This window comes from Pseudoalteromonas sp. A25, assembly GCF_009176705.1.
In the GTDB taxonomy this organism is placed as follows: Bacteria; Pseudomonadota; Gammaproteobacteria; order Enterobacterales; family Alteromonadaceae; genus Pseudoalteromonas.
Genome location: NZ_AP021846.1, coordinates 2004041 through 2027895, shown reverse-complemented (window position 1 = coordinate 2027895; position 23855 = coordinate 2004041). Strand labels below are relative to the sequence as shown.

Annotated in this window: 20 protein-coding genes; 17 read left to right on the top strand and 3 right to left on the bottom strand. The window is 41.6% G+C overall.

All coding sequences use genetic code 11. The features are described from left to right. Positions 1-28 precede the first annotated feature (28 nt). Positions 29-859, bottom strand: coding sequence for a M61 family metallopeptidase (locus tag GDK41_RS08590; RefSeq protein WP_152086021.1), 831 nt, complete (start codon positions 857-859; stop codon positions 29-31). Positions 860-1003: 144 nt separating this feature from the next. Between GDK41_RS08590 and GDK41_RS08585 the strand changes: the two genes are divergently transcribed. The 10 genes from GDK41_RS08585 to GDK41_RS08540 all read left to right on the top strand — a co-directional run bounded on the left by GDK41_RS08585 (position 1004) and on the right by GDK41_RS08540 (position 9224). After that, entirely contained in the window at positions 1004-1411 is a 408-nt protein-coding gene (locus tag GDK41_RS08585; protein WP_152086020.1) for a hypothetical protein, read from the top strand. Continuing rightward, positions 1411-2373 carry an NAD(P)H-quinone oxidoreductase gene (locus GDK41_RS08580; RefSeq protein ID WP_172971647.1) on the top strand — a complete coding sequence of 321 codons (963 nt, stop codon included), beginning with the start codon at positions 1411-1413 and terminating at the stop codon, positions 2371-2373. Before GDK41_RS08585 ends, GDK41_RS08580 begins: the two co-directional genes overlap by 1 nt. Before the next feature lie 66 nt (positions 2374-2439). After that, complete coding sequence (locus GDK41_RS08575; RefSeq protein WP_152086018.1) at positions 2440-3108, top strand: GntR family transcriptional regulator; 669 nt, start codon at positions 2440-2442, stop codon at positions 3106-3108. A gap of 80 nt (positions 3109-3188) precedes the next feature. Next, positions 3189-4268 (top strand): M24 family metallopeptidase, encoded by a 1080-nt coding sequence (locus GDK41_RS08570; RefSeq protein ID WP_152086017.1) that lies wholly within the window; start codon positions 3189-3191, stop codon positions 4266-4268. 14 nt (positions 4269-4282) lie between these two features. Beyond that, complete coding sequence (locus GDK41_RS08565) at positions 4283-5212, top strand: ornithine cyclodeaminase family protein (RefSeq protein WP_152086016.1); 930 nt, start codon at positions 4283-4285, stop codon at positions 5210-5212. Then, the gene (locus GDK41_RS08560) at positions 5212-5598 is read left to right on the top strand and encodes a hypothetical protein (RefSeq protein ID WP_152086015.1); all 387 of its coding nucleotides are present in this window, start codon (positions 5212-5214) and stop codon (positions 5596-5598) included. Before GDK41_RS08565 ends, GDK41_RS08560 begins: the two co-directional genes overlap by 1 nt. A gap of 76 nt (positions 5599-5674) precedes the next feature. Continuing rightward, complete coding sequence (locus GDK41_RS08555; protein WP_152086014.1) at positions 5675-6433, top strand: substrate-binding periplasmic protein; 759 nt, start codon at positions 5675-5677, stop codon at positions 6431-6433. A gap of 47 nt (positions 6434-6480) precedes the next feature. Continuing rightward, positions 6481-7326 (top strand): hypothetical protein, encoded by an 846-nt coding sequence (locus GDK41_RS08550; RefSeq protein WP_152086013.1) that lies wholly within the window; start codon positions 6481-6483, stop codon positions 7324-7326. 103 nt (positions 7327-7429) lie between these two features. Further along, positions 7430-7948 (top strand): hypothetical protein, encoded by a 519-nt coding sequence (locus GDK41_RS08545; protein WP_232056437.1) that lies wholly within the window; start codon positions 7430-7432, stop codon positions 7946-7948. A 193-nt stretch (positions 7949-8141) separates the two neighbouring features. Then, positions 8142-9224: an MBL fold metallo-hydrolase gene (locus GDK41_RS08540; protein ID WP_152086012.1), complete on the top strand. Its 1083-nt coding sequence runs from the start codon at positions 8142-8144 to the stop codon at positions 9222-9224. A gap of 332 nt (positions 9225-9556) precedes the next feature. Here GDK41_RS08540 and GDK41_RS08535 read toward each other — a convergent pair whose 3' ends face one another. After that, positions 9557-12097 (bottom strand): glycoside hydrolase family 3 protein, encoded by a 2541-nt coding sequence (locus tag GDK41_RS08535; RefSeq protein WP_172971584.1) that lies wholly within the window; start codon positions 12095-12097, stop codon positions 9557-9559. After that, positions 12094-13365, bottom strand: coding sequence for a sugar MFS transporter (locus tag GDK41_RS08530; RefSeq protein WP_197739480.1), 1272 nt, complete (start codon positions 13363-13365; stop codon positions 12094-12096). Before GDK41_RS08530 ends, GDK41_RS08535 begins: the two co-directional genes overlap by 4 nt. A 222-nt stretch (positions 13366-13587) precedes the next feature. Here GDK41_RS08530 and GDK41_RS08525 point away from each other — a divergent pair, with 222 nt between their 5' ends. From GDK41_RS08525 to GDK41_RS08495, 7 genes are all read left to right on the top strand, one after another. Next, on the top strand, positions 13588-14925 hold the full coding sequence (locus tag GDK41_RS08525; RefSeq protein WP_152086010.1) for a GH1 family beta-glucosidase: 1338 nt from the start codon (positions 13588-13590) through the stop codon (positions 14923-14925). A 10-nt stretch (positions 14926-14935) separates the two neighbouring features. Beyond that, complete coding sequence (locus tag GDK41_RS08520; protein WP_152086009.1) at positions 14936-16276, top strand: glycoside-pentoside-hexuronide (GPH):cation symporter; 1341 nt, start codon at positions 14936-14938, stop codon at positions 16274-16276. Between the two features lie 18 nt (positions 16277-16294). After that, a complete protein-coding gene (locus GDK41_RS08515) occupies positions 16295-17296 on the top strand; it encodes a LacI family DNA-binding transcriptional regulator (protein ID WP_152086008.1) in 1002 nt (333 codons plus the stop codon). A gap of 213 nt (positions 17297-17509) precedes the next feature. After that, entirely contained in the window at positions 17510-20488 is a 2979-nt protein-coding gene (locus GDK41_RS08510) for a TonB-dependent receptor (RefSeq protein WP_152086007.1), read from the top strand. A gap of 88 nt (positions 20489-20576) precedes the next feature. Next, positions 20577-22112, top strand: a complete 1536-nt coding sequence (locus tag GDK41_RS08505; RefSeq protein ID WP_152086006.1) for a tryptophan halogenase family protein — start codon at positions 20577-20579, stop codon at positions 22110-22112. Positions 22113-22126: 14 nt separating this feature from the next. Further along, positions 22127-22837, top strand: a complete 711-nt coding sequence (locus GDK41_RS08500) for a SapC family protein (RefSeq protein ID WP_152086005.1) — start codon at positions 22127-22129, stop codon at positions 22835-22837. Positions 22838-22842: 5 nt separating this feature from the next. Continuing rightward, the gene (locus tag GDK41_RS08495; protein WP_152086004.1) at positions 22843-23853 is read left to right on the top strand and encodes a cupin-like domain-containing protein; all 1011 of its coding nucleotides are present in this window, start codon (positions 22843-22845) and stop codon (positions 23851-23853) included. Positions 23854-23855 lie beyond the last annotated feature (2 nt).

Below are 23855 nucleotides of genomic sequence, written 5' to 3'. Positions count from 1 at the left end.
ATAATGTTTATAAGCCCCTTTTAGCAGCCTAAAATCTAAGTTGTGAGAGCTGTAAGTTGCTGATCTTTGGAAAGTCGGTGCGCTTTATGTATTGACTGTAAAGCGTCGAAAAAATAGCACTTTGAGATAACTTGTCTAAATGTGCGATAAATTGTTTTGCCGAATGTGTAGGGTGCTTGCAGCAGGATTGATATTTTTTTACGAGTGCTTCAATCGTTTTGTATGGACTGTTGTGCTTTTTAAGCGCAAGTTGTGCCTGAATAAAAAAGGCAGTACCACTCCAATACACTCGTTGTTGGGCGTTAAGTGACCACATGTTATCTGACACTATATTTAATGGGCCCGTGATGTGGTTAGTTTGTAATGCTCCTCTTTGGAGGCCAGCTTTGAGTCGCATAAGAAACTCTTGATGGTCAACAACACCATTGTTTAACATGATAATATTTTGTAGGTAAGTTGCCAGCCCCTCGCTAAGCCAAAAATTATCGTAACTAAATAAGGGGTGATATAAATGCGCCAGTTCGTGATAAAGACTCCAGTCTTTGAGCAGAGACTGGGTACTTGCGTAGCGATGAAAATGTAGTTCAATGCCATCATTTTGACCGCGTTTTACACTAGCCCACGGCACAGGTTCAAACGCAAAGTAGCGAGGTTTAAGAGTAACAGGCAGCCTCTTTTGATTAAGTGGCCCTAATGTTACGAACGTACTGCGTACGCCGTGCTCAACCCAATTCTTTACTTTATTTTGTCTCTCGTGAGTTAATTTAGAGAGATTAATATAGTCAATTTCTACTGCAAACACTGGGCATACAAAAGCGCTGAGTGAACAGAGCAACAGTACACATCGAAATAACTTCATATATTAACCCTCAATAACAAGTCGCTGTTTAATAGACCGACAATATGAAAAACAATTACACTAATTGTTGAAATAAACTCAAGTGAGTTGCTATTAATTTTATGTTGTACTGCTATCTAAATATTAAAAATTAAGAGGTTACACATGCATTTTAAAGGACTGATATTATCGACAGCACTTATTTTTTGTGGCAATGCAATTGCTAATCCATTGTTGGGTACTTGGCAATTTGTAAAAGGTAAATATGCAACAGATGATGGCTATGTAACGGCAGAGTCTCCTAACTTGAGCTCTGTCAAAGTGATTTCAGCAAGCCACTTTAGTTACATTACACAAAAAAATGGTCAGTTTTTATATGCAGGAGGCGGCCCATATAAACTGGATAATAGTCATTTTATAGAGACATTTGCCTACGGGAACGTACCATCATTACTGGGTAAAACCATGGCTTTTAGTTATAAAATTGAGGGTGAACTGTGGCATCATACTTTGCATGAAAACGGCAAGCTTGTTGAATCAGAGATATGGAAAAAGATAGATACGCTCAATTAATGAACTATATCAGTGTTAACGATGATGGCGAGTTAAGTATAAAGCAAACGAAAATACCTAAGCCTAAAGAGCATGAAGTGCTGATTAAAGTTGCCGCGTTTGGTGTAAACCGTGCGGATATACTACAAAAGCAAGGTAAATACCCTGCACCGGAAGGGGACAGTGATATTTTAGGGCTGGAAGCCGCCGGTGTTGTTGTTGATTGTGCGCCTAATTTAAAAAATCAATGGCTCAATCGACGTGTGTTTTCGCTCACACAAGGTGGCGCCTACGCTGAGTATGTGTGTGTCGATGCACTGCAGTTAATTGAAATCCCTGAGGATGTCAGTTTTGAAGCCGCGGCCACCTTGGCTGAAGTTTACTTAACGGCATTTGATGCGATTGTGCACACGGGAAACCTGACAAAGCAACAGACTTTATTGGTTCATGGCGGAGCATCAGGAGTCGGCAGTGCGGCAATACGTTTAGGTAAGCTGTTGGGGGCACACGTTGTTACTACCCAAAGCAGTGAAGAAAAATGTCGTTATGCAGAGCAATTAGGTGCCGATCTAGTTATTAATTACAAACAACAATGCTTTGTCTCTGTCATGCGTTCACAAGGCCTACAGGCACATGTGATTGTTGACCCAATTGCTGCACAGTACCTTGAAAAAAACATTCAAGTGGCCGCTTTAGATAGTCATTGTATCGTTTTGGCAATGCTTGGTGGGCGATTTGCTCGCATTGATATTGCTAAGCTACTGGCAAAGCGCGTTAATTTACACGGCTCAACATTAAGAAATCGAGATATTGAATACAAACGCCACTTAGTAAAGTCATTTGTTGGTAACTTTGGCAAGCAGCTATTCACGGATGCGATGCATATACCAATATATAAATTGTTAGGGTTTCATCAAGTAGAGGAAGCGCATGCAATTTTACAGCGAAATGAAAATTTGGGTAAAGTCATTGTTACGGTTTAGCCACAAACGTGGCGAAGATCAGTAATTTATGTATAATGTATGCCAAATGCAATTTGAGAGAATATTATGGCAATTGAGCACAAAACACGCACGCAGTTAGTGGCTGAAGCGATTAGGGAAAAGATCCTATCAGGTGAAATCAAAGCCGGAGAACCTCTTCGCCAAGCAGCACTTGCTGATGAACTTAACGTGAGTAGGATCCCAGTGCGCGAAGCACTATTGCAACTCGAATCAGAAGGGCTGGTTAATTTTGAAGCGCATAAAGGGGCGACCGCGACGCAATTAAGTGCCGAGCAAATAGATGAGATCTTCGATTTGAGGGCTTTATTAGAAGCTGAATTACTGAGCCACTCTATCAACAATTTAACACCACGTGACTTACTCGAAGCGGAAGCAATTTTGTATGACTTGGAAGAGGCTACTGCAGCGGGCGATACCGAGTCAGCAACGGGCAAATTAAATGCAGAATTTCATGCAAAGCTGTATAGCAAAGCGCAACGACCACAAACTGCCGAACTGGTTGAAGTTTATAGCAAAAACTCAGAACGATACGTGCGGATGCACATTTTGTTAGCGGGTGGCATTAAAACTGCACCTGAGGAGCATAGAACGTTGTTAGAGTTATGCAAAAGCAAAGACGTTAAAAAGGCATGTGAATTTTTAAAAAAGCACATTACGGGTGCTAAAGACGATATTAAGCAGTTGCTACTAAAAATGGAAAGTAGCGATAGTTAAAATTTGAATATTTAATATTGTATACAATTATTGGTTGCGTTATGTTATAGCTATAATAAATAAGCAATAACATAACGCATATGGACTCTATTTACGCATCTAGGCAAAACTCACTTCGAGCGCTCAGCCTGTCAAAAGGCATCGATAATCTAATTCTATTCGGCGTTGAAAACATTCGTTACTTGACTGGTTTTAGTGGCAACGCAGCCTATCTCATTGTGACATCAAGGCAAACTTATCTCATCACTGATTACCGCTATTATGAGCGCGCTAGAGCAGAATCTCACCACTGTGAAGTTGTATGCAGAGATCGGGATTCTCAATCACTTGGTCGCTGCTTTGCTCAGTTTTTAATAGCAGGTACCACTGGGTTTGAGTCAGCTTTCGTTACAGTAAGTATGTGGAAAGATATTGCTGACGCTCTAGGTCATCTCTGCCTTTGCCCAACTCAAGGGCTAGTTGAGTCACTGAGAATGGTAAAAGATGAATGGGAAATCAAGAGCATTAAAAAGGCCGCGGCGTTGGCTGATACCGCACTTGCTGAGGTGCTCAAACATGTACGATCTGGCGTTACAGAAAAAGAGCTGGCGACAGAGCTTGATTACAAAATGCAAACTATCGGCTCTGATGGTGTGAGTTTTGATACGATATTACTCTTTGGTGCTCGAAGCGCGCTGCCTCATGGCAAACCAGGTGAAACTAAACTGACTCATCAAGACCTAATCTTGATTGATTTTGGCGCTGTTGTTAATGGTTATCGCTCTGATATGACGCGTACATACGTATTTGGTGAGCCTACGAAAAAGCAACAACATATGTTCGATACCGTTTTAGCTGCACAACATGCTGCATTGTCGATTTGCAAGGCAGGAGTATCTTGTCAAACGCTCAACTTGGCATCTGAGCAAGTACTGTGCTCTCACGGATACCAGCATTATGCAGGAAAGGGACTAGGCCATGGGCTAGGTCTAGCCCTTCATGAGTTTCCTTTTGTTAATAACCGGAACGAATACGTTTTACACAGTGGTAATGTGATCACAATTGAGCCGGGCGTGTACCTGCCAAACCTAGGTGGTGTTCGAATTGAGGATGACATTTTGATTACAGAGCAAGGGTATGAATGTTTAACGCATGCCCCTAAATCTTTTGTATTAACATAACAAGGAGTAAAGCGATGCTAGTTATTAGTGCAGAACAAGTACATAAGTGTTTTTCTTTTGAAAAGCTAATTGAGTCGCTTAAAGTTGGCTTTGCAAGACCCTCAGGTTCTCCGCCTCGTAATGTTTATGAGTTAAACACAGTGACACATGATGCGTTTGCGGTTTTACCGGCATGGAACGAACACTTTATTGGCGTAAAAGCATTTACCTATTTTCCTCATAATGAGGAGTTGGGTTTTAAGAGCTTATACTCAAAAATAATGCTTTTTAACAGAGAGTTTGGTGAACCATTAGCTCTTATTGACGGCACGAGCGTGACGCTTTGGCGTACCGCCTGTGTATCAGCCCTTGCCAGTCACTATTTGTCGAACTCAGATGCGCGTCATTTAGTGTTTTTTGGCTCAGGCAACTTAGCGCCCTATATGATAGGTGCGCATTTAAGCGTTCGGCCAATTAACAAAGTGACAATTATTGCTCGTAACATGGATAAGGCTAATATATTACTTGAACAGTTATCTAAACAGTACGTGGATGTTTCATTTGCAGTTGGTGTGGCAGATGAGCAGACTATTAGTAGCGCAGATATTATCAGTTGCGCGACCGGCGCAAAAAAGCCGTTGTTTGATGGTGCATGGTTAAGTGAAGGCACGCATATCGATTTGATAGGTAACCACCATCACGATGCAAGAGAATGTGATAGTGCGACTATTGCTCGGGCAAATGTATTTGTCGACAGTCGAATTAATGTATTAAAAGAGGCCGGAGAGCTACTTATTCCAATCAAAGAAGGTATTTTTTCTCAAAGTGATGTAATTGCCGAGCTTAGCGAAATGCACAAATTACAATGGCAAAGGCAGGTTGATCAAATTACCGTATTTAAATCAGTCGGCATGGCATTGAGTGATTTACTCGCTGCTGGCCTAGTTTATGGGCTAAATAGTTGATGTATATATTTATTGTCTCAGCTATTTTAGTTGTAGCTAGTTTTTACATTTACGCTGGCTACAAAAAAAATAAACGCAAATGGCGTCCAGTTCAGGTTGAAGGGATAGCGAAGGTAAAACAACACTCAAGTGGCCCCTTGGAGCTACTCTCAGAGTCGAGTTTGCTCATTGAGTATACATTTGAAGGCGAAAAATATTGCTGTGAAACAGCTTATAGGCCTAGCCTGCACCGCTCATTTAACGCTGGCGAAGCAACTTATATTTATATCGACCCAAAAAACCCGGTGCAATGCTTACATAACGCACAAGTAAAATGGCGCTATGTAAAACTTTGGCTCGTGCTGGCGTTCGTGCTAGTTATATGTTTGTTGGTCGGCCACTTTTAAAGGCGCAATATTTGCGCAATATAAGTAATGGTTTACGCTAATACAAGGTAACCTACTAACTATAAGCGGCATTTTTATGGCGAAATTTATTTTATTGATAATTTCACTTTCAATATCTTTGTTTAGCCATAGCCAACAACCAACTGTCGATACTGAACCAGATAAGATCCGTTTTTGTTTTTCAAGATGGTGGCCTTACAACTTTAGTGAACAAGGAGTTGTAAAAGGCTTGCAAATCGATATTTTAAGAAGTGCGATGAAAGACTCTGGTGTTAGCTTAGAGTTTAGTGAGTTACCATTTAAGCGTTGCAAAGATTCTGTTAGGTTGGGGAAGTACGACTTCATTCTTGACATTGATACTAGTGATGACCTTGATATTGTTAAGTATTCAATTTCTTCGTGGCAGTTGTCGTTTGCGGTAGAACATGATGCTGGGGTCAATTCGCTTAGCGATATTAAGTCGCTTAAAGAGTTCCGAGTTGTAATGGCCGAAGAATACATATACCCCGATATCGTCTACGATAAGCTATCAAAGCTAAATGCGATTACAGCAAGAGTATCGTATTACGAGTCGTCAGATGAAGACGCGAAGGCATTGTTCGGCATATTGAAAAACGCACAAGTAGAGGCGCTATTGGTAGATAGGTATTGGGCGAAGCAAGTGGTTAGGAAGTATAACTTACCGGTGCTTATTTTTGACGAACCACTGCATGTTGAGCCTCAGTTTATTGGCTATGTAGCCAAGTACGCAAAGCATAAAGCGAGCTTATTAGAGCAAAACCTAAACCTCTTAAGTACTGAAAAAATTGAGTCTATTAGAAAAATGTATCGCTAAAAACACCGGAGCGACTAAAAAAAATTAGCAAACAGGACTTTCACGATTTGAATCGGTATATCATTTTATCAGTTATTACCTTTTTTATAGCGACGTTTGATGTGCTTGCAGCCATAGCAGGCTATTGGTCAGTAGCAGATAGTCGAACTCGTAATTATATATTGCTGGTTGAGGCGGGAGTTTTATGCTTATTGGTGTTCAATAGTGTTCTTATTATGCAGTCTGTTAAAGCCAACCAAGCCAGACTGAAAGTTGCTAAATTTACGCTGACTGCTTTGCTACTGTGCATTTGTGGGGATGTCATTAATTTTAATCTGACAGAACAATTTTATACCCATGGCGAAGTTATAAAACATGACTACTTAATCGACTCTATCTGGTTTTTTGCGCCAGGATATGCGCTGCTATTAATTGCTATTTGGCCTATTTTATATCGGGCATTTTCATTAAAACAGCTTGTAGTGTGTTTGCTCATAACAATGTTGGTTGCACTTATTTGCTATGTAAATATGGCCATTTGGGAAGCGGGTTATTACATTGTGACTATGGCTTTTATCTATAGTTTTATCATTGCCATACCCGCTTGTTTTGGGATTTTGCTGAGCTTTGACGCTGGAATATCACGCTCAGCTGTAGCTGTGCACCTGATTAGTTTTGGTCTTATATTAGCTACTATCGCAGATGCAATTATTGGGATGTTTTGGTTATATGGAAACAAGGGAGTAGGGTATTTCCCGCTAGCAAGAGAGCTAAATTGGTTCGTCTACATCATGTCGCAGTGCATTGTAATTCACTTGCCCCGGTCGTTAAATATACAAAGCGCAACACTGAAGTGTGATGCATCATCAACATTAGAAGCTACATCACCAGCATCTAAGCTGGTGGGCGAGTAAAGTGATAACTTGTTGTTTTATTATTCAAATGCGCGTTTGCAAAATGGGTAAATTTATTGTAATCATATGGTTGCAGTAATTTTATAACAACAAGGAAAATAACATGAAAAATACACTGAAACTGATAATTGCTCCAACACTACTACTCACTAGTGCAGCGAGTTTCGGCTACGCTCCACAAGGATGGACTGGTTATTACAAAGGAGAATGCGAAGCAATTACACCTCACAAAGGAACTTTATATAAGTTTGCCATGGCCTTAGAAATTACAGATATAGATGATGAAAATGCAGATTGGATAATGACCTATGGTGAAGGAAGTTCGCAGCAAGTCAGAAACTATACACTTAAAACAATTAATGAATCCTTTGGCCATTACGCTGTTGATGAAAACAATGGTATTGTAATTGACCAGTACCTTGTAGGTAATGAATTTATAAATTTATTTGAAATCGGTAGCTCTAAAATTCAATCAACCTATTCACTTGATACCAATGGCACCATGGATGTATCAATGGAAACCTATACATTTGAACCTGTTAGAGAAAAGAAAGTTGGACCCTATACAGTGGCTAACTACGCACTCAAAGTAAAACAAAAGTGTCGTTTGTTTAAGTGGTAAACAAAAAGTCATGTTTTAGCAAGGGATAAAATCCATATATACTTTGGGTACTAAGGCGGTATCCAAAGTATCGTGAGCGTATAGTTAATAGATTTACACACCAAATACAGCCCATCTTTGGATCACTTATCAAGTTGGGCTGTGAATGGTAGAATCAAGGTCTGTCTTAAAACCCATCATCTAGGCGTTTACGTTGAAGTATACTTTACTTATTGCAACTGCATTTATCATCAGTGCTTGTTCATCACCTAACACAGTCACTAGTATAACCTCACCTCATCAAGTAGTTGCCTACAGCACTCAGAAGGGCTTTGAGGATAGGTATGATAATTACTATAAAAAACCAAAAATTTACCCAGTAAACTGTGAGCGCAACTGCTACCCAAAAACTAAGTTAATTACCTGTGAAAGTGGCATGGAACAGTGTCAGTACGTGGGCACAAACACGTTTAGTCAGCGCTTGCTTGGCTACGAAATTCAATGGTTAGGCCACGCTACGTTTGCTGTGCAAACACCAACAGGTGAAACGCTATTAATTGACCCAGTGCAACACCAGTTTGATTGGCCTGTCGATCTGGGCTTTAGGTTGATCAATGGTTTTTACCGTAATGAAGTCAAATGGCCAGACAATTTGGCGAATACTATAGATGGGGTTGTGTACTCTCATATTCATTATGATCACTTCAGCAAAGAAACAATAAAAAGCTTGGGAAATAACATTAGGTATTTCACCCCTAAAGGGTTCGCAGATTACTTTGCACATGGGGGATACAATATTTCAGAAATGCTTTGGTTCACACAAGCTAACCTAGGCAACTCAACACTACACTTTGTACCTGCACATCATTTTAGTAGTCGCATCATCGTGCCTTATATTAGCGAAGATCATGATGCAAGCTTGTGGGGTGGGTGGGTTATAGAGTCGAACAACACCCGCTTATTTTATGCTGGAGATACGGGTTACTCAGCTCATATTAGCGAGATAGCAAAGCGATTTGAGTCTTTTGATGTTTGTTTAATGCCAATTGCTTCGTATTTCCATGAAACAGCAGGTAAATGGTATCGAAAAGTCCATATGACACCCGAAGATGCGCTTTACGCAGCCAATGAACTCAATTGCAAGGTGATGATCCCATGGGGCTATGGTAATGCATCGTGGAAAATGGGTGACAAAAGCAGTCATGCCCCCTTGTTTAGGTTACTTGGCCAACACAAAAGCTTGAAGAGTAAGGTACCACTGATCATTTTGAACGAAGGTGAGCGCATTAAGCTGTAACATGCTTTGAAGCCGTTAATCAATTTGATTTTATACCAATTGCATTAAATTGGTGATCAGATATTGCGACATATAAATGGCTTAGTAACAAGGCAAATATTTCGCTATGCAGTTGTTCTACATGAGAAATATTTAACGCAGTCAATGAGTTATTTAGCTAGCTAGAATGATCAATGTATTAATAAAATTGGTATTATATGTTCGAACGCAGAAAACTTTTTAAAAAAGGTGCCTCGCTAGCGATTATAAAATGACAAGTCTTTGCCTTGTTTGACTTCATAAGAAAAAAGGGCCCTTAGGCCCTTTGAGATATGAACACATTATTAATGTTTTTACTTACTACAAGTGTAAACCTGATTTTCATCAATATTATTTTTAAGAACAATATTTGAAATTGTTAAGCTAAGCGGCCCTTGGCTTGCGATAGCGAATGGGCTGAATACTTTAGCCATATTGTCCGTGTCACCAGCAAAACACGCTGTGGCTACTGTAATGGTTTTCCATTTTCCTTTATCTTCAGCGGAGATCAATTTTGAAAGTGGCACGCCTTGAGAACATGCAGCATCACAATTAATACCAATTTTTGCATTGGCTGGCACGTCACTGCTTAACATCACGTCAAAGCTTAAAGCACCCTTGCTACCACTGTATGCACGTAAATCTTCTGGGAAGGCGTGGGCAATTTGCACCTTGCTGACTTCATTATTGATAAAATTAATCGCACGAGCATCTTCTTGGATATGTCTATCAGTTGTTCTAACACTAAGGTTAGCCAACGACGCGGTATTACTGGTCATCGTTCGAGACTTGTCACCACTATTTAGTTGCAACGTCCATGGAGCTTTTACAGTACCTTGCATGATAGCTAATGCTTGAGTGTTACTTGCGGTTTGCGTTTCTTGTTCAGATAGCTGAGGCACGTTTTTGTCATCGTTATATGTTAGCCCATAACCATAAGCAAATAGTGGTTGATATTGCTCATCATGAACGTTCAGCGTGGTATCGTTAGGACTGTTTGGCCATGAAAAGGATAATTTACCTTTGAAGTCATGCTTGATTTTGCCATCAACTGAACTAAACAACACATCCGCAACACCATTGCCCTCTGAGCCTGGTAGCCAAGCCACAACAAACGCATCAGAGGCATTCAATTCAGGGTTAACCCAAAGCGGACGGCCTGTAATGAACACAGATACAACCGGAATGTCTTGCTCTTTGAGCTTTTTCAGTAGCGCAAGATCCTTAGCTTTGCCACGCTGGAAGTCTAGGTTGTTTAGATCACCATTGCCCTCTGCATAGGGTTCTTCACCGAACACCACGATAGCGACATCGGGCTTGCTAGTAAAAGAGCCGTCTACGCTAAGTTGCGCCTTACCGCCATGTGCAGAAACAACCTCGTTTATGCCATCAAAAATAGAGCTACCACCAGGAAAGTCATCGTTGCTATTACCTGTTCCTTGCCATGTTATGGTCCAGCCGCCCGATTGTTTGCCTATGTTATCGGCACCGTCTCCGGCAACTAACACCGTCGCATTTGGTTTGAGTGGTAATAGCTTGTCGTTGTTTTTAAGTAACACGAGTGATTCACGAACGGCCTGACGTGCAACGGCGCGATGTTCTGGATGTCCTATTAGTTCTGTTTTACCAGAGAGTTTACGATTTGCAGGACTTGGTTTATCAAATAGACCCGCGCGGAATTTAACGCGTAATATACGAGATACTGCATCGTCAATACGCTCTTGGCTTATTTCGCCGTTTTTAACTTGTTCGATGGTATTTTCAAGTAGCGGCTTCCACGCTTTGGTTGGAACCATAAAGATATCTAAACCCGCATTAATACTTTGACTGCAACTCTCGTTTGAACAGCCCTTTACTTGCCCATGTCCGTTCCAGTCACCAACAACAAAACCGTCAAAACCCATTTGCGTTTTTAGTACATCAGTAAGCAGGTATTTGTGACCATGTATTTTCTCACCGTGCCAACTGTTAAACGAAGCCATTACAGATTGAGCACCTGCGCTTAAACCTTGAACATAACCTTGAGCGTGAATATCAAAAAGGTCTTGTTCGCTATCTAGGTTGTTCCCTTGATCATCACCACCTTGCGTACCGCCGTCACCTACAAAGTGTTTTACTGTGCTGATCACGCGGTTATCTGCCAAGAAGTCTTCGTTTGGTTTGCCTTGTAATCCAGACACGATAGCTGCTGCATATTTACCAACAATAGCTGGGTCTTCAGAGTAGCCTTCATATGTACGGCCCCAACGATCGTCACGCACCACGGCAACAGTTGGCGCGAATACCCAATCTATGCCAGTTACCATGACTTCCTTTGCTGTAATTGACGCGATTTTCTCAATAAGTGCAGGGTTGTTTGCTGCACCGAGGCCAATGTTGTGTGGGAATAGGGTTGCACCAATAACATTGTTGTGTCCGTGAACTGCATCTGTTCCCCACATTGTTGGAATGCTAATTCCGTCAAGACTATCATCTATGGAGGCTTGATACATTTGTTCTGCTAGCGCTATCCAATCTGCAGGTGTGGCGTGTTTATCATTATTTGGAAATGCACCACCGCCATTTAAATATGAACCAAAGCCATAACGGCGCATATCTTCAACAGTCACGTCACGGATCTCAGGTTGGATCATTTGCGCAATCTTTTGCTCTAAAGTCATTTTGGCTAATAGAGACTGGACTTTCCCTTCAATGATTTCATCATGTGGAACAGCCTTAGGTAAAACAGGCCAAATATCTTTCGTATTTTTTACTTTGTCCGCTTGTTGTGAGGCTGTGTCTAAATCTTGTGCACAACCGACTAATCCAGAAGCGGCGAGTATAACGGAGGTGATTAAAGAAGTTCTAGCTATCATAATTTTTCCGGTTGAATGTCAAAGCGTTTGAATTTTTTAGGCGTTGTGCCAGCGAAGCCGTAGTAAGCGATATAAATAAAGCATAATAAAGGCAACACAAAGGAAGCCTGTAGGCCAATGCTATCTGCGAGCATGCCTTGAAGTAGGGGGACTATCGCACCACCTACGATTGCAAGGCATAACAAACCTGAACCTTGGGCTGTTTGAGATTTTAATGAGTTAATCGCTAAACTAAAAATAGTGGGAAACATAATCGAGTTGCATAAGCCAACGAGTAGTAAAGACCACATTGCTAATGCGCCATCTGTCATAATCGCTAAAATAACCAGTAGCGACCCCATCAAGGCGTTAAATACAAGCACCTTAGCGGCATTAACTTTTTGCATCACTGCAGCGCCTATGAAGCGCCCAACCATTGCGCCTCCCCAATAGTAGGCAATTAAATGAGCCGCTTGCGCCTCTTCTAAACCAGCTATGTTCTCTAGACCAATGTAGTTAATTAAAAAGCTACCTATTGCAACCTCACCACCTACGTATAAGAACAATGCGACGGCACCTAAGCTTAAATGCTTGTGATGTAAAATTGCGAAGCGACTTGTCGTCGCACTCTGTTGTTGCTGTTGCTCAATTTTAGGTAATTTGATCAGAGCGAACACCAGTGCTAGCGCTAATAACATGCCAGCTAATAATAAATAAGAAAACTGAACTTCACTGCCATCTTGACTGGCGACACCCGCCGATAAAATTAGCATGCTGCCGAAAGCAGGTGCGACTGTGGTCCCTAAGGAGTTAAACGCTTGGGTCATTGTCAAACGCGATGATGCTGTTTTAGGGTCGCCCAATATACTCACGAATGGATTTGCAGAAACTTGCAGTATCGTAATACCACTGGCCAGAACAAATAATGCGCCAAGAAACAAGCTATATTGTCCAAAAGCTGCAGCAGGGTAGAAAAGTGCACAACCAAGCGCTGCGATTAATAGACCTGTAACGATACCTCGTTGAAAGCCAAGTTTTGCGACAAGCTTACCCGCTGGTAGGGATACCACAAAATATGCCCCAAAAAAGCAAAATTGAATTAACATCGCTTGCGTGTAACTCAACGAGAACATTGCTTTTAAGTAAGGAATCAAAATATCGTTTAAGCAGGTTATAAAGCCCCACATAAAAAATAATGTTGTGAGTGCACTTAGTGCAAACATATGATTTGTGCCGGTATATTGTTCGGCTTTGCCTTGTGGTGGCATTACCGTTGGTGACCCTGCCATACTTGTTCCTCATTAAATTTAAGTTTTATTTTAAAGGCTTAGCGATTTAAATATTTAAATGGCTTGACCATTCGTTAGATTGCCATTAACGTTAAATAAAAATGTAAGCGCTTTCATTTATAGCATAGTCACGATGCAAAGCAACAAGCAAGGCTTTTTTTGCAGCGAATAGCTAAATGTGCAAAGCCACTTAAATTGATACAACTATATAGAGTAGAGCTAATGAACTCATTGAACTTGTCTAAAATGTCGCCGTTGAATGATCCGTCATTTATTTTTGGTGTTGCCACTTCTTCATTTCAAATTGAAGGGGCGAGGGAGTCTAGGCAAGACACAATCTGGGACACCTTTTGCGCAACCAAAGGCAATATAGCAGACGCTTCTAACGGCGATGTAGCATGCGAGCATGTTAAGTTCTGGCAACAAGATCTTGAAATGATTGCTGAGTTAGGCGTTGATGCCTATCGGTTTTCGATTGCGTGGGCAAGAGTCATTAATCAAGACGGTTCAAAAAATAAAGCGGGTTTGGCATTTTATCAAAAGCTGTTAGATAAGTTAGATGAGCTAAATATCAAGGCATTTATTACCCTATATCACTGGGACTTACCCCAGCATTTAGAAGATGCTGGTGGCTGGCTAAATCGAAATACAGCTAAAGCATTCGCCGATTACGTTGATATTGTGTCAAAAGAGTTTGGCGAACAAGTTTTTTCATACGCCACACTAAATGAGCCATGGTGCAGTGCTTACCTTGGTTACGAAGTAGGAATTCACGCGCCAGGACTTAAAGGCAAGCAGCATGGTAAGCAAGCTGCGCATAATTTATTACTTGCACACGGGCTGGCAATGCAAGTGCTTAGAAAAAATGCGCCCAGCAGTAAAAGTGGCGTTGTGTTGAACTTCAGCCCAAGTTATGCCGCGAGTGCCAAAGAAGAGGATATTGCAGCAGCAAAACTAGCTGATGAGCATTTCAATCAGTGGTATTTAAGGCCACTAATAGAAGGTCGTTATCCAGATATCATTAAGTGTATGCCACAAGAGCAAAGACCAATTATAGAAGCAGGTGATATGTCTATCATCAGTCAACCTTTAGACTTCTTAGGTATTAATTACTACAGCAGAGCTGTCTACCAAAGCTGCGAGCAAGATGGGTTTAAGGTGTGTCCGCCACAAACCATGAACTTAACCGATATGGGATGGGAAGTGTATCCGCACGGTCTATTAAAATTATTAACAGACCTCAATAAGCGCTACACTTTACCTGACATCTACATTACAGAAAATGGTGCAGCAATTGATGATAAACTCATAGACGGCCAAGTTGTTGATATAGAGCGAATCAGCTACCTACACAGCCATCTTAATGCTGTTGAGCAGGCAATGACCTCAGGCGTTAAAATAAAGGGATACTTTGCATGGAGCTTAATGGATAACTTTGAGTGGGCAGAAGGTTATAAAAAACGCTTTGGTATTGTTCACGTAAATTATCAAACTCAACAAAGAACGTTGAAACAAAGTGCGCTTGCTTATCGAGATATGCTTTTAGCGCGAAATAAATAGAGACTAGGTTATGCTGACAAAAACAGAAAAAATAGCATATGGGTTAGGGGACACAGCTAGTAATTTGATTTTCCAAACAGTGATGATGTTTTTACTGTTGTTTTATACTGATGTGATGGGAATTGAGCCTGCGCTGGTAGGCACATTATTCTTGGTTGTGCGCATATTTGATGCGGTGACCGACCCCCTTATGGGCGCGATTGCCGATAGAACACATACTAAATACGGGCAATATCGCCCGTATCTATTATGGTTATGTGTACCATTTGCGCTTATTAGTGTACTCGCGTTTACCACACCACAGTGGTCATACAATTTCAAAGTGGCATATGCCTTCGTTACCTATGCACTGCTGATGTTGGTGTATACGGCAATCAATATTCCTTATTCTGCGCTCGGTGGGGTAATGACGTCTGATCCACAGCAGCGGGTATCTTTGCAGTCATACCGCTTTGTGTTTGGCATGCTCGGTGGGCTTATAATTGCAGCGGGAACAATGCCGTTAGTCGAGTTACTCGGTCAAGGTAATGTTCAAACCGGTTATCAGCTGACCATGGCTGTGATGGGGCTACTTGGCCTTATCTTGTTTGTATTATGTTTTTTGGGTACTAAGGAGCGTGTTGAACACGAAGTAGAGAAATCTGCACCGCCTATTTCTAGTGATCTCAAATTGCTGTTTAAAAACTCCCAGTGGCGTATTTTATCATTAGTGGGATTGAGTTTACTGACAGGGCAAGTATTAAAGGCATCTTTGGCTGTTTATTATGTAAAGTACTACTTAGAATTACCGCAACTGCTCAGTCAGTTTGTCACTGTTGGCATGATTGCAAGTATACTTGGGTGCGCATGTTCTAGTTGGCTTGCGCGCAAAGTATGTAAGGTTAAAGCCTATATCGCCTTGCAAGTTATCGCGGCGCTCTTATGTGGTTTAGCCTACTTTGTAAATCAAAGTCAGTGGCAGATGGCATTCATATTGTTTGCGCTTTGGAGTTTTTTCTTACAGATGGCAACCCCTTTGTTATGGGCAATGATGGCTGACACAATTGATTATGGACATTTGAAAACGAATCGACGAGTGACAGGCATGGTTTACTCCTCGGTTGTGTTCTTTATCAAGATGGGTATTGCACTTGGCGGTGCAATTGCCGGGTGGCTATTAAGCTATTTTGGTTATCAAGCGGATATGGCACAATCAGCCCATACGCAACAGGGGATCGCACTAAGTTTTAGTATTATTCCTGCGTTTGGCTCACTGATCGTTGCCTATCTAATGCGTCATTACATACTAGATACGCAAACTATGTCATCAATACAAGATGAGCTTAGCGAGCTAAAGCAGCAACATAGTTAATAGTTTTTAAGGGAAAGTATGGCCACCATTTACCAAGTGTCTGAGCTTGCTGGAGTATCGCTGGCGACGGTCTCTCGAGTAATGAACAATAATGCAAAAGTCAGTGATAAGACCAAGCAAAAAGTGCTAGATGCCATGGCCGAGTTGGGTTATCAGCCCAATTCGATTGCTCAGTCGCTGGCCTCGAATCGTTCAAACAGTGTTGGCGTTTTGGTTTCTGAACTCCATGGTCCATTTTTTGGAGACATGATGAGTGCGATTGAAGACACGCTTAGGCTCGAAGGTAAGCATACCATTATCACGTCGGGGCATTCAGACGAACAAAGAGAAAAAGAGAGTATTGAGTTTTTAATTGGTCGTAAATGTGATGCACTGATTTTACATGCAGAGTCTGTTAGCGATGAGTATTTAGTCGAGCTTGAGGCCCGCGGGATTGAGTTTGCTTTAATGAATCGATACATCGAAAGCTTAGCGTCAAGGTGTATCTGTCTTGACAATCGCCAAGGCGGTTACTTAGCTACACGGCATCTATTAGAATTGGGGCATCGCCAATTGGCGTATATCTCAGGACCAATGTGGAAGCAAGATGCACAAGCGCGATTAGTGGGTCATAAACAGGCGCTACAAGAGCACAAGATAGCCTTTACGCAAGCTCAGTTATTTGAAGGTGATTATAGGCAAGAATCCGGTGGTAAAGGGTTAGACTATTTTTTAAATCGAGGTCAAAAATTTACAGCGATAGTGTGTGCTAATGATGAAATGGCCTCTGGTGTGATGAGTAGAGCGAGAGAGCTGGGTATAGGAATACCGAGTGAGTTATCGGTCGTTGGCTTTGATAACATTATTTACGCAAGTTACCTTTATCCTACATTAACGACAATTGATTATCCTATCTACGATATGGGCAAGATGGCGGCAAATTTAATACTTAAAACGGTATACAGTAAAAAAGATGTGTCGGTTAAACCTATATTTGTACCAAAACTAAAGGCCAGAGGTTCGAGTATTCAAAGAGTGTAACGCTAACCTAGGGTTGAACTTACGTATAATTAAAATGAATTTATAGGGTATATGATATTTTATTTGACTATAAGAAACATATACACTAAGTTAAATGTAAGCGCTTTCATATTTTTTTTGAAATCATTTGTAAGCGCTTACATTGTGTGTTTCTCTCAAATGTGAACTACGTTTTCGAGATGCTATAAACAATCGTGTGGTCCGGGGATCAATATGACAACAAAACAATTTAACAAGTCCATGCTGGCAACCAGTTTATCGCTTATTCTAGCGGGCAACTTTGCTACAAATGCAATGGCACAAGAACAACAAGAAAATATCGAAGTTATCGAAGTTTCAGGTATCAAAGGTAGTTTAATTAAATCAATGGACGTGAAGCGAAGCGCTACAGGTGTTGTAGATGCAATTACCGCTGAAGACATTGGTAAATTTCCGGATGCCAACTTAGCTGAATCGTTACAGCGTATTACCGGCGTGTCTATCGATCGCAGTAACAACGAAGGCAGCAAAGTAACTGTGCGCGGTATGGGCCCAGAGTTTAACTTAGTTACGTTGAACGGGCGCCAATTACCCACAGTTGCAGGTAACTCATTTGATGGTGGACGCTCTTTTGACTTTGGTAATATCGCGACTGAAGGTGTAAGCGCGGTAGAAATATATAAAACGACTAAAGCAGACTTACCTAGCGGTGGTATCGGCGCGACTGTAAATATGATTACAGCAAAACCGTTGACCTCTCCTGGGTTAAAGGCATCACTTGGCGTGAAAGGTGTACTGGAAACGTCTAATGAAGCTGGAGACGATATAACACCTGAGGTGTCTGGCATTTATAGCAACACCTTTAATGACGATAAGTTTGGTGTTTTGCTGTCAGGTTCTTACCAAGACAGAAATAACCGCGAACAAAAAGCGGCAATCGATAACTGGATCCCTAATGTCGACTTAAGCGCATCACCAAATCTAGAGTTAACAGACAACAACAAGCGCGCTGACGGAGCGACGTGGTACCCTCAAAACTCTGGCTACTCAATCAACGACAATGAGCGTACTCGTGTAAACGGTCAGCTAGTATTACAATATGCCGCGAACGACGACTTTACTGCAACGCTTGACTATACCTATTCAAAGCTTGACTTTGAGTCTAATCGTAATGCGTTTGGTGTGTGGTTTAACAATGGTGGTAACGTTAAAAGCGCAACGATTAATGAAAACGGTACATACACTGATATTGCCGAAATCGGTGGCGATTATGCAACTAACTTAAGCCGCGCTGAGTATGAAAATGAAAACAAATCGTTAGGTTTAAACTTAGAGTGGCAAGCATCAGATTCTCTAAAATTTGAATTGGATGCACATGATTCGTCTGCAACAAACCGAGGTACGGGACTGGGCAATGATGCGTTTTTGATCATTGGTAACACATCATGTGGTTTTTGTAATGACGCTGGTGAAGCGTTTGGTCCAAACACCGCAAATATTAATGTTAAGACCAATGCTGTAAGTGGCAGCGGTATTCCACTTTGGGGTTTCGACTTAGTCGATGGACAAGGGAACCCTCAAGCCGAGTTAACCGGTGCTGACATGGGTTCGCTATTCGGCGCTGTCACACAAGAAGATAGAACGAATGATATGACCCAGTTCCAACTTAAAGGGGAATGGGTAAACAATCAAAGCGGCTTTTTGAATAAAGTATCGTTTGGTGCTGCTCGCACGCAAATGAAGTATCAGCAAACCAATGCATACTCGCAAAACTTACCAGCGGGATGGTGGACTTGGTCAGCGGTACACTTTCCTGATGATATGTTTAACCGTGTTGCACTTGATGGTTTATTAGATGGCTTTTCAAATGCAGGCGCGAGGCCAGTTAACTATTACTTAACTGCTGATTTTGACAAAGTGCTTAATTTGTTCGAGACCATTGAAGATACCATTGCGCCTGATATTTACAATGATGGTTGGCCAGAAGAAGTAAATGGTAAATTCCAAGCTGGTCCAATTGACAACGACAGTCGCGTAAAAGAAACAACGACTTCTTTGTATACGCAAGCTAGTATGACTTTTGATGTTGCGCAAAGACCATTGAATGTTGTGGTTGGTGTACGTTACGAAAAAACAGACGTTGAATCAAAAGGTCTAGAACGTCCAGCTATTGCCATGGAATGGGTTAATGGAAACGAGTGGGAATATGTGTATGCGGCTGAGCAAACGTTTTCAGATGGCTCTGGTGAAACAGAAGAGTTCTTACCAAGCGTTGATATAGATTACGAATTAATGGACGATGTTATCGCGCGTGTGTCTTACTCTCGCTCTTTAACGCGCCCACCAATTGGCGCATTGGGTTCAACCAGAAACTTCATTGGTAATCCTAAAGTTGGGCAACGTAAAGTAGAAGTGGGTAACCCAGAGTTAAAACCATATGTTGCTGATAACTACGATGTATCTTTAGAGTATTACTATGACCAAGGTAGCTATGTTTCAGTCGGTTACTTTAATAAGAAGGTAGATAACTTCTTAGTAAATGTAACGACTAATGAATCTATTGATGGGTTACGAGATGTATTTATTGGTCCAAGAGCAGAAGAAGCGCGTGAGCAATTAATTGCAGAGGGTATTCAGCCTTCAGATCAAGCAATTCATGACCGTATTAATGCCAATATGGGCGTTGACTCTGGTACACGCATTGGCGCTGATGAAACGGATCCGCTCGCGACGTTTGCAGTATCAAAAGATGTTAACCTAAGAGCATCGCGTTTATATGGTTGGGAGTTGGCGCTTCAGCATATGTTTGGCGACAGCGGGTTTGGTGTACAAGCAAACGCGACTATCGTGAACGGCGACGTAAGCGTTAACCGTGACATTACCACACCACAGTTTGCACTGTTAGGTATGAGTGACTCTGCTAACTTGTCGGCAATTTACGACAAAGATGGCTTATCAGTGAGGGTTTCATATAACTGGCGTGATGAGTTCTTATCTGACTTTGATCAACATTCGTCACCTGCGTTTACAGAAGCTTATTCGCAAATTGATGTAAATGTGAATTATCAAGTAACAGAGCAGCTTACAGTTTTCTTCGAAGGACTTAATATCACTGAAGAAACGCAGCGAGTGTATGTTCGATACCCAGAGCAGTTCCTAAATGGGTCTCAATATGGTGCCCGTTACAATTTAGGTGCACGTTATACTTTCTAAACGACAACGTTTAGATTAGTACTAGTATTAAAACAAGGCCGCAATTAAATTGCGGCTTTGTTTTATCAAACGTCACGAGATTAAAATAATGGTTCATTCTAAACAGATTAAACGTGTGCTTATCGTTGGCGGCGGCAGCGCTGGCTGGCTAACAGCTGGGATACTGGCTGCTGCACACAAAAATAAGCTAGAAATTTCACTTATCGAATCAGCAAATATTGGCACTATCGGTGTTGGTGAAGGGACTTGGCCAACAATGCGTGAAACTTTGCGCAAAATAGGGATCACAGAAGGCGAATTTATACAGCAGTGTGACGCATCATTTAAGCAAGGCTCGGAATTTATAAACTGGGCTAGTAGTGTTGATCACGCCTATTATCACCCATTTTCTCTGCCAGTTGGTTTTGAACAAGGCATTGATATGGTTACTCCGTGGTTAGCGGTTCACGACAAAGTTGATTTTGCGCATGCCGTGTGTGCCCAAGCATACTGGTGTGACGAGAGTAAAGCACCACGCTTACCAAGTGATATACAGTTTGGCGGCAAAGGGAATTATGGCTATCACTTGAATGCCGATAAGTTTGCAAAGTTACTTAAACGACACTGTATAAATGAGTTAGGTGTAAAGCTAGTCTTGGACGATGTGCATGAGGTAATCAGTTTAAGTGATGGTGATATTAGAGCAGTTAAAACCTTGCAAAACGTTGAGCTGGAAGCCGATTTGTTTATTGACTGTACTGGCAGTCGCTCTTTGCTGCTTGGGAAACACTATGGGATCTCTTGGCTATCACAAAAACATGTGCTGCAAAACGACAGAGCGATTGCCGTTCAGGTTCCTCACGCAGATGAACGTGCGCCAGTTGCATCGTGCACTAAATCAACTGGCCAACCACACGGTTGGATATGGGACATTGCACTGCCAACAAGAAGGGGCATAGGGTATACATTTGCAAGCAATCACTGCGACTTCGATATAGCAAAGCAGCAATTGAGCAATTATATATCTGAACAAGGCTTGGAGGTATCAAAAGAGAATACCTTTAAAGAAATACACTTTAACCCAGGCTACCGAGAGAAGTTTTGGCATAACAACTGTCTTGCCATTGGTATGTCGGCGGGTTTTCTGGAGCCATTAGAGGCGTCGGCGTTAGTAATGATTGAGCTGAGTGCGTCGTATCTTAGTGATAATTTCCCTAGTACGCGCTCATTAATGAACGTAGTAGCTAGTCGATTTAACGCAAAATTCAATTATCGATGGCAGCGGATCATTGATTTTCTAAAGCTTCACTATGTGCTAAGCACTAGAGATGATACTCCATATTGGCAACAGATGCGTAGTGAACATATCCCACAAAGCCTGCAAGAGCTATTATTGCTGTGGCAGTATCAAGCGCCAAAAAGTACTGATCTTGACAGAATAGACGAGGTGTTTTCTGCTGCTAGTTATCAATATGTCTTATATGGTATGGGGTTCTTGCCATCAAATTATGAGCCTACGCTAAATCAGGACTCTGCGAGTTTGTTTAAGCAAGTCACTCAAAATGCCCAACGAGGGCTTGGGGTTTTACCAACAAACAGAGACCTACTAACAAATGTTGCTAAGTTTGGTATACCCACTATTTAGATAAAGGATACTTTATGAGTCAAGAGCAATTACTAGATAATATTACACACAAAGAAATAAAGATTCTTACCGAGCGCAGCGCAAGCTTAGGTGATGATGTGAGTATCACTCGCGTATTTCCTTCAGAGTTTGCGCAACTGCAAAGTGACTATCCAATCTTTTTTAAAAAGAATGCCCAAACAGGCCAGTTTGAAGCCGTGGTTTTACTTGGGTTTAATGAGCATGAAAATCTTTATTTAACCGCCAGTGGCTGGCGCAATGAATATATTCCGCTGAGTATCTTACGCCAGCCATTCTTAATAGGATTTGTTGAAAAGCAGCAAAACGGTATTCCTGTGACTGAGCCTGCGGTGCATATCGATATGTCGCATCCTCGCGTAAACCAAGAGCAAGGCGAAGCGTTGTTTACAAGTCAAGGAGGAATGAGCGACTATCTGCAAAAAGTAAATAGTATTTTACTGGCAATTCATGAAGGGCATAGCCAAAGTGAGGCGTTCTTTAACACTTTACTCGAATTAGAGCTTCTAGAGAGTGCTTTGATAAATGTAGGTACACAACGTTTAAGTGGTTTATACACAATTAATGAGGATGTCCTTGCTAAGCTTTCGAGTGGTTCTTTGTCAAAGCTACATAGCGCAGGATATCTTCAGCACATCTATATGGTACTCGCATCTTTAGGGCAGCTGAAAAAGTTAGTTAGATTGAAAGAACGCCTAGAGGAGTAAGCAGAATGACAGAGCAAATCAAGGAGTACAATAACGTCACCGCCGGTGATATGGTGGCAACCGTGATGGCACTGTCTCAATCTAAGTCTCCGACTCCTTTGGTATTTAGACAAGTGGTAAGTGATTGGCCAGTCGTCAACGCCGCTAAACAGTCAAACGATGCGTTTTGCCAGTACCTTAGCCGTTTTGACACGGGAGTTGATGTTTATGCATACCAATGTGACGCAAAATATCAAGGTCGCTTTTTTTACGATGAGAGTCAGACACAAAAGAATTTTACGCAAATAAAAACCCACCTTCGAGACTTGCTTAGTCAACTGCTTAACCCTAACGGTGATAAGTCGCAAAGCTTATATATGGGCTCTACAACGCTTGGTTATTGTCTTGGCGATCTACAGCAAGAAAACACATTGCCTATGCTAACGCAAGTACCTTTGGTGAGTATTTGGTTAGGAAATCAAACAGAAGTTGCGGCGCACTATGATGTACCTGAAAATATAGCTTGTGTCGTCGCCGGTAAAAGGCAATTTACGTTGTTTGCACCAGAGCTAATTGACTGCTTGTATCCTGGGCCTATTGACTTTACCCCTGCGGGTCAAATAGTCAGTATGGTAGATTTTACAAATCCCGATTACGTAAAGTTTCCAAAGTACAAAGAGGCACAGAACAAGGCATTGAGGGTTGAATTGCTTCCTGGCGATGCAATATACATCCCGAGTATGTGGTGGCATCATGTAAAAAGCACAGAGTCTATCAATGGGCTAATTAACTACTGGTGGCGTGATACGGACGCACATTTGGGGCTACCCACAGATGCACTCAAGCATGCAATCTTGTCTATAAGCCAATTACCTCATGCGCAAAGGCAAGCTTGGCGCGCAATATTTGAACATTATGTTTTTAGTGAAAACAATCATGCCCACATCAACGAAGAGGCACTTGGCAGCCTAGGTAACATTGATGATGAGCTTGCTAGAAAGTTGCGTTGGCAAATTATTCAACAGCTTAATAACTAATT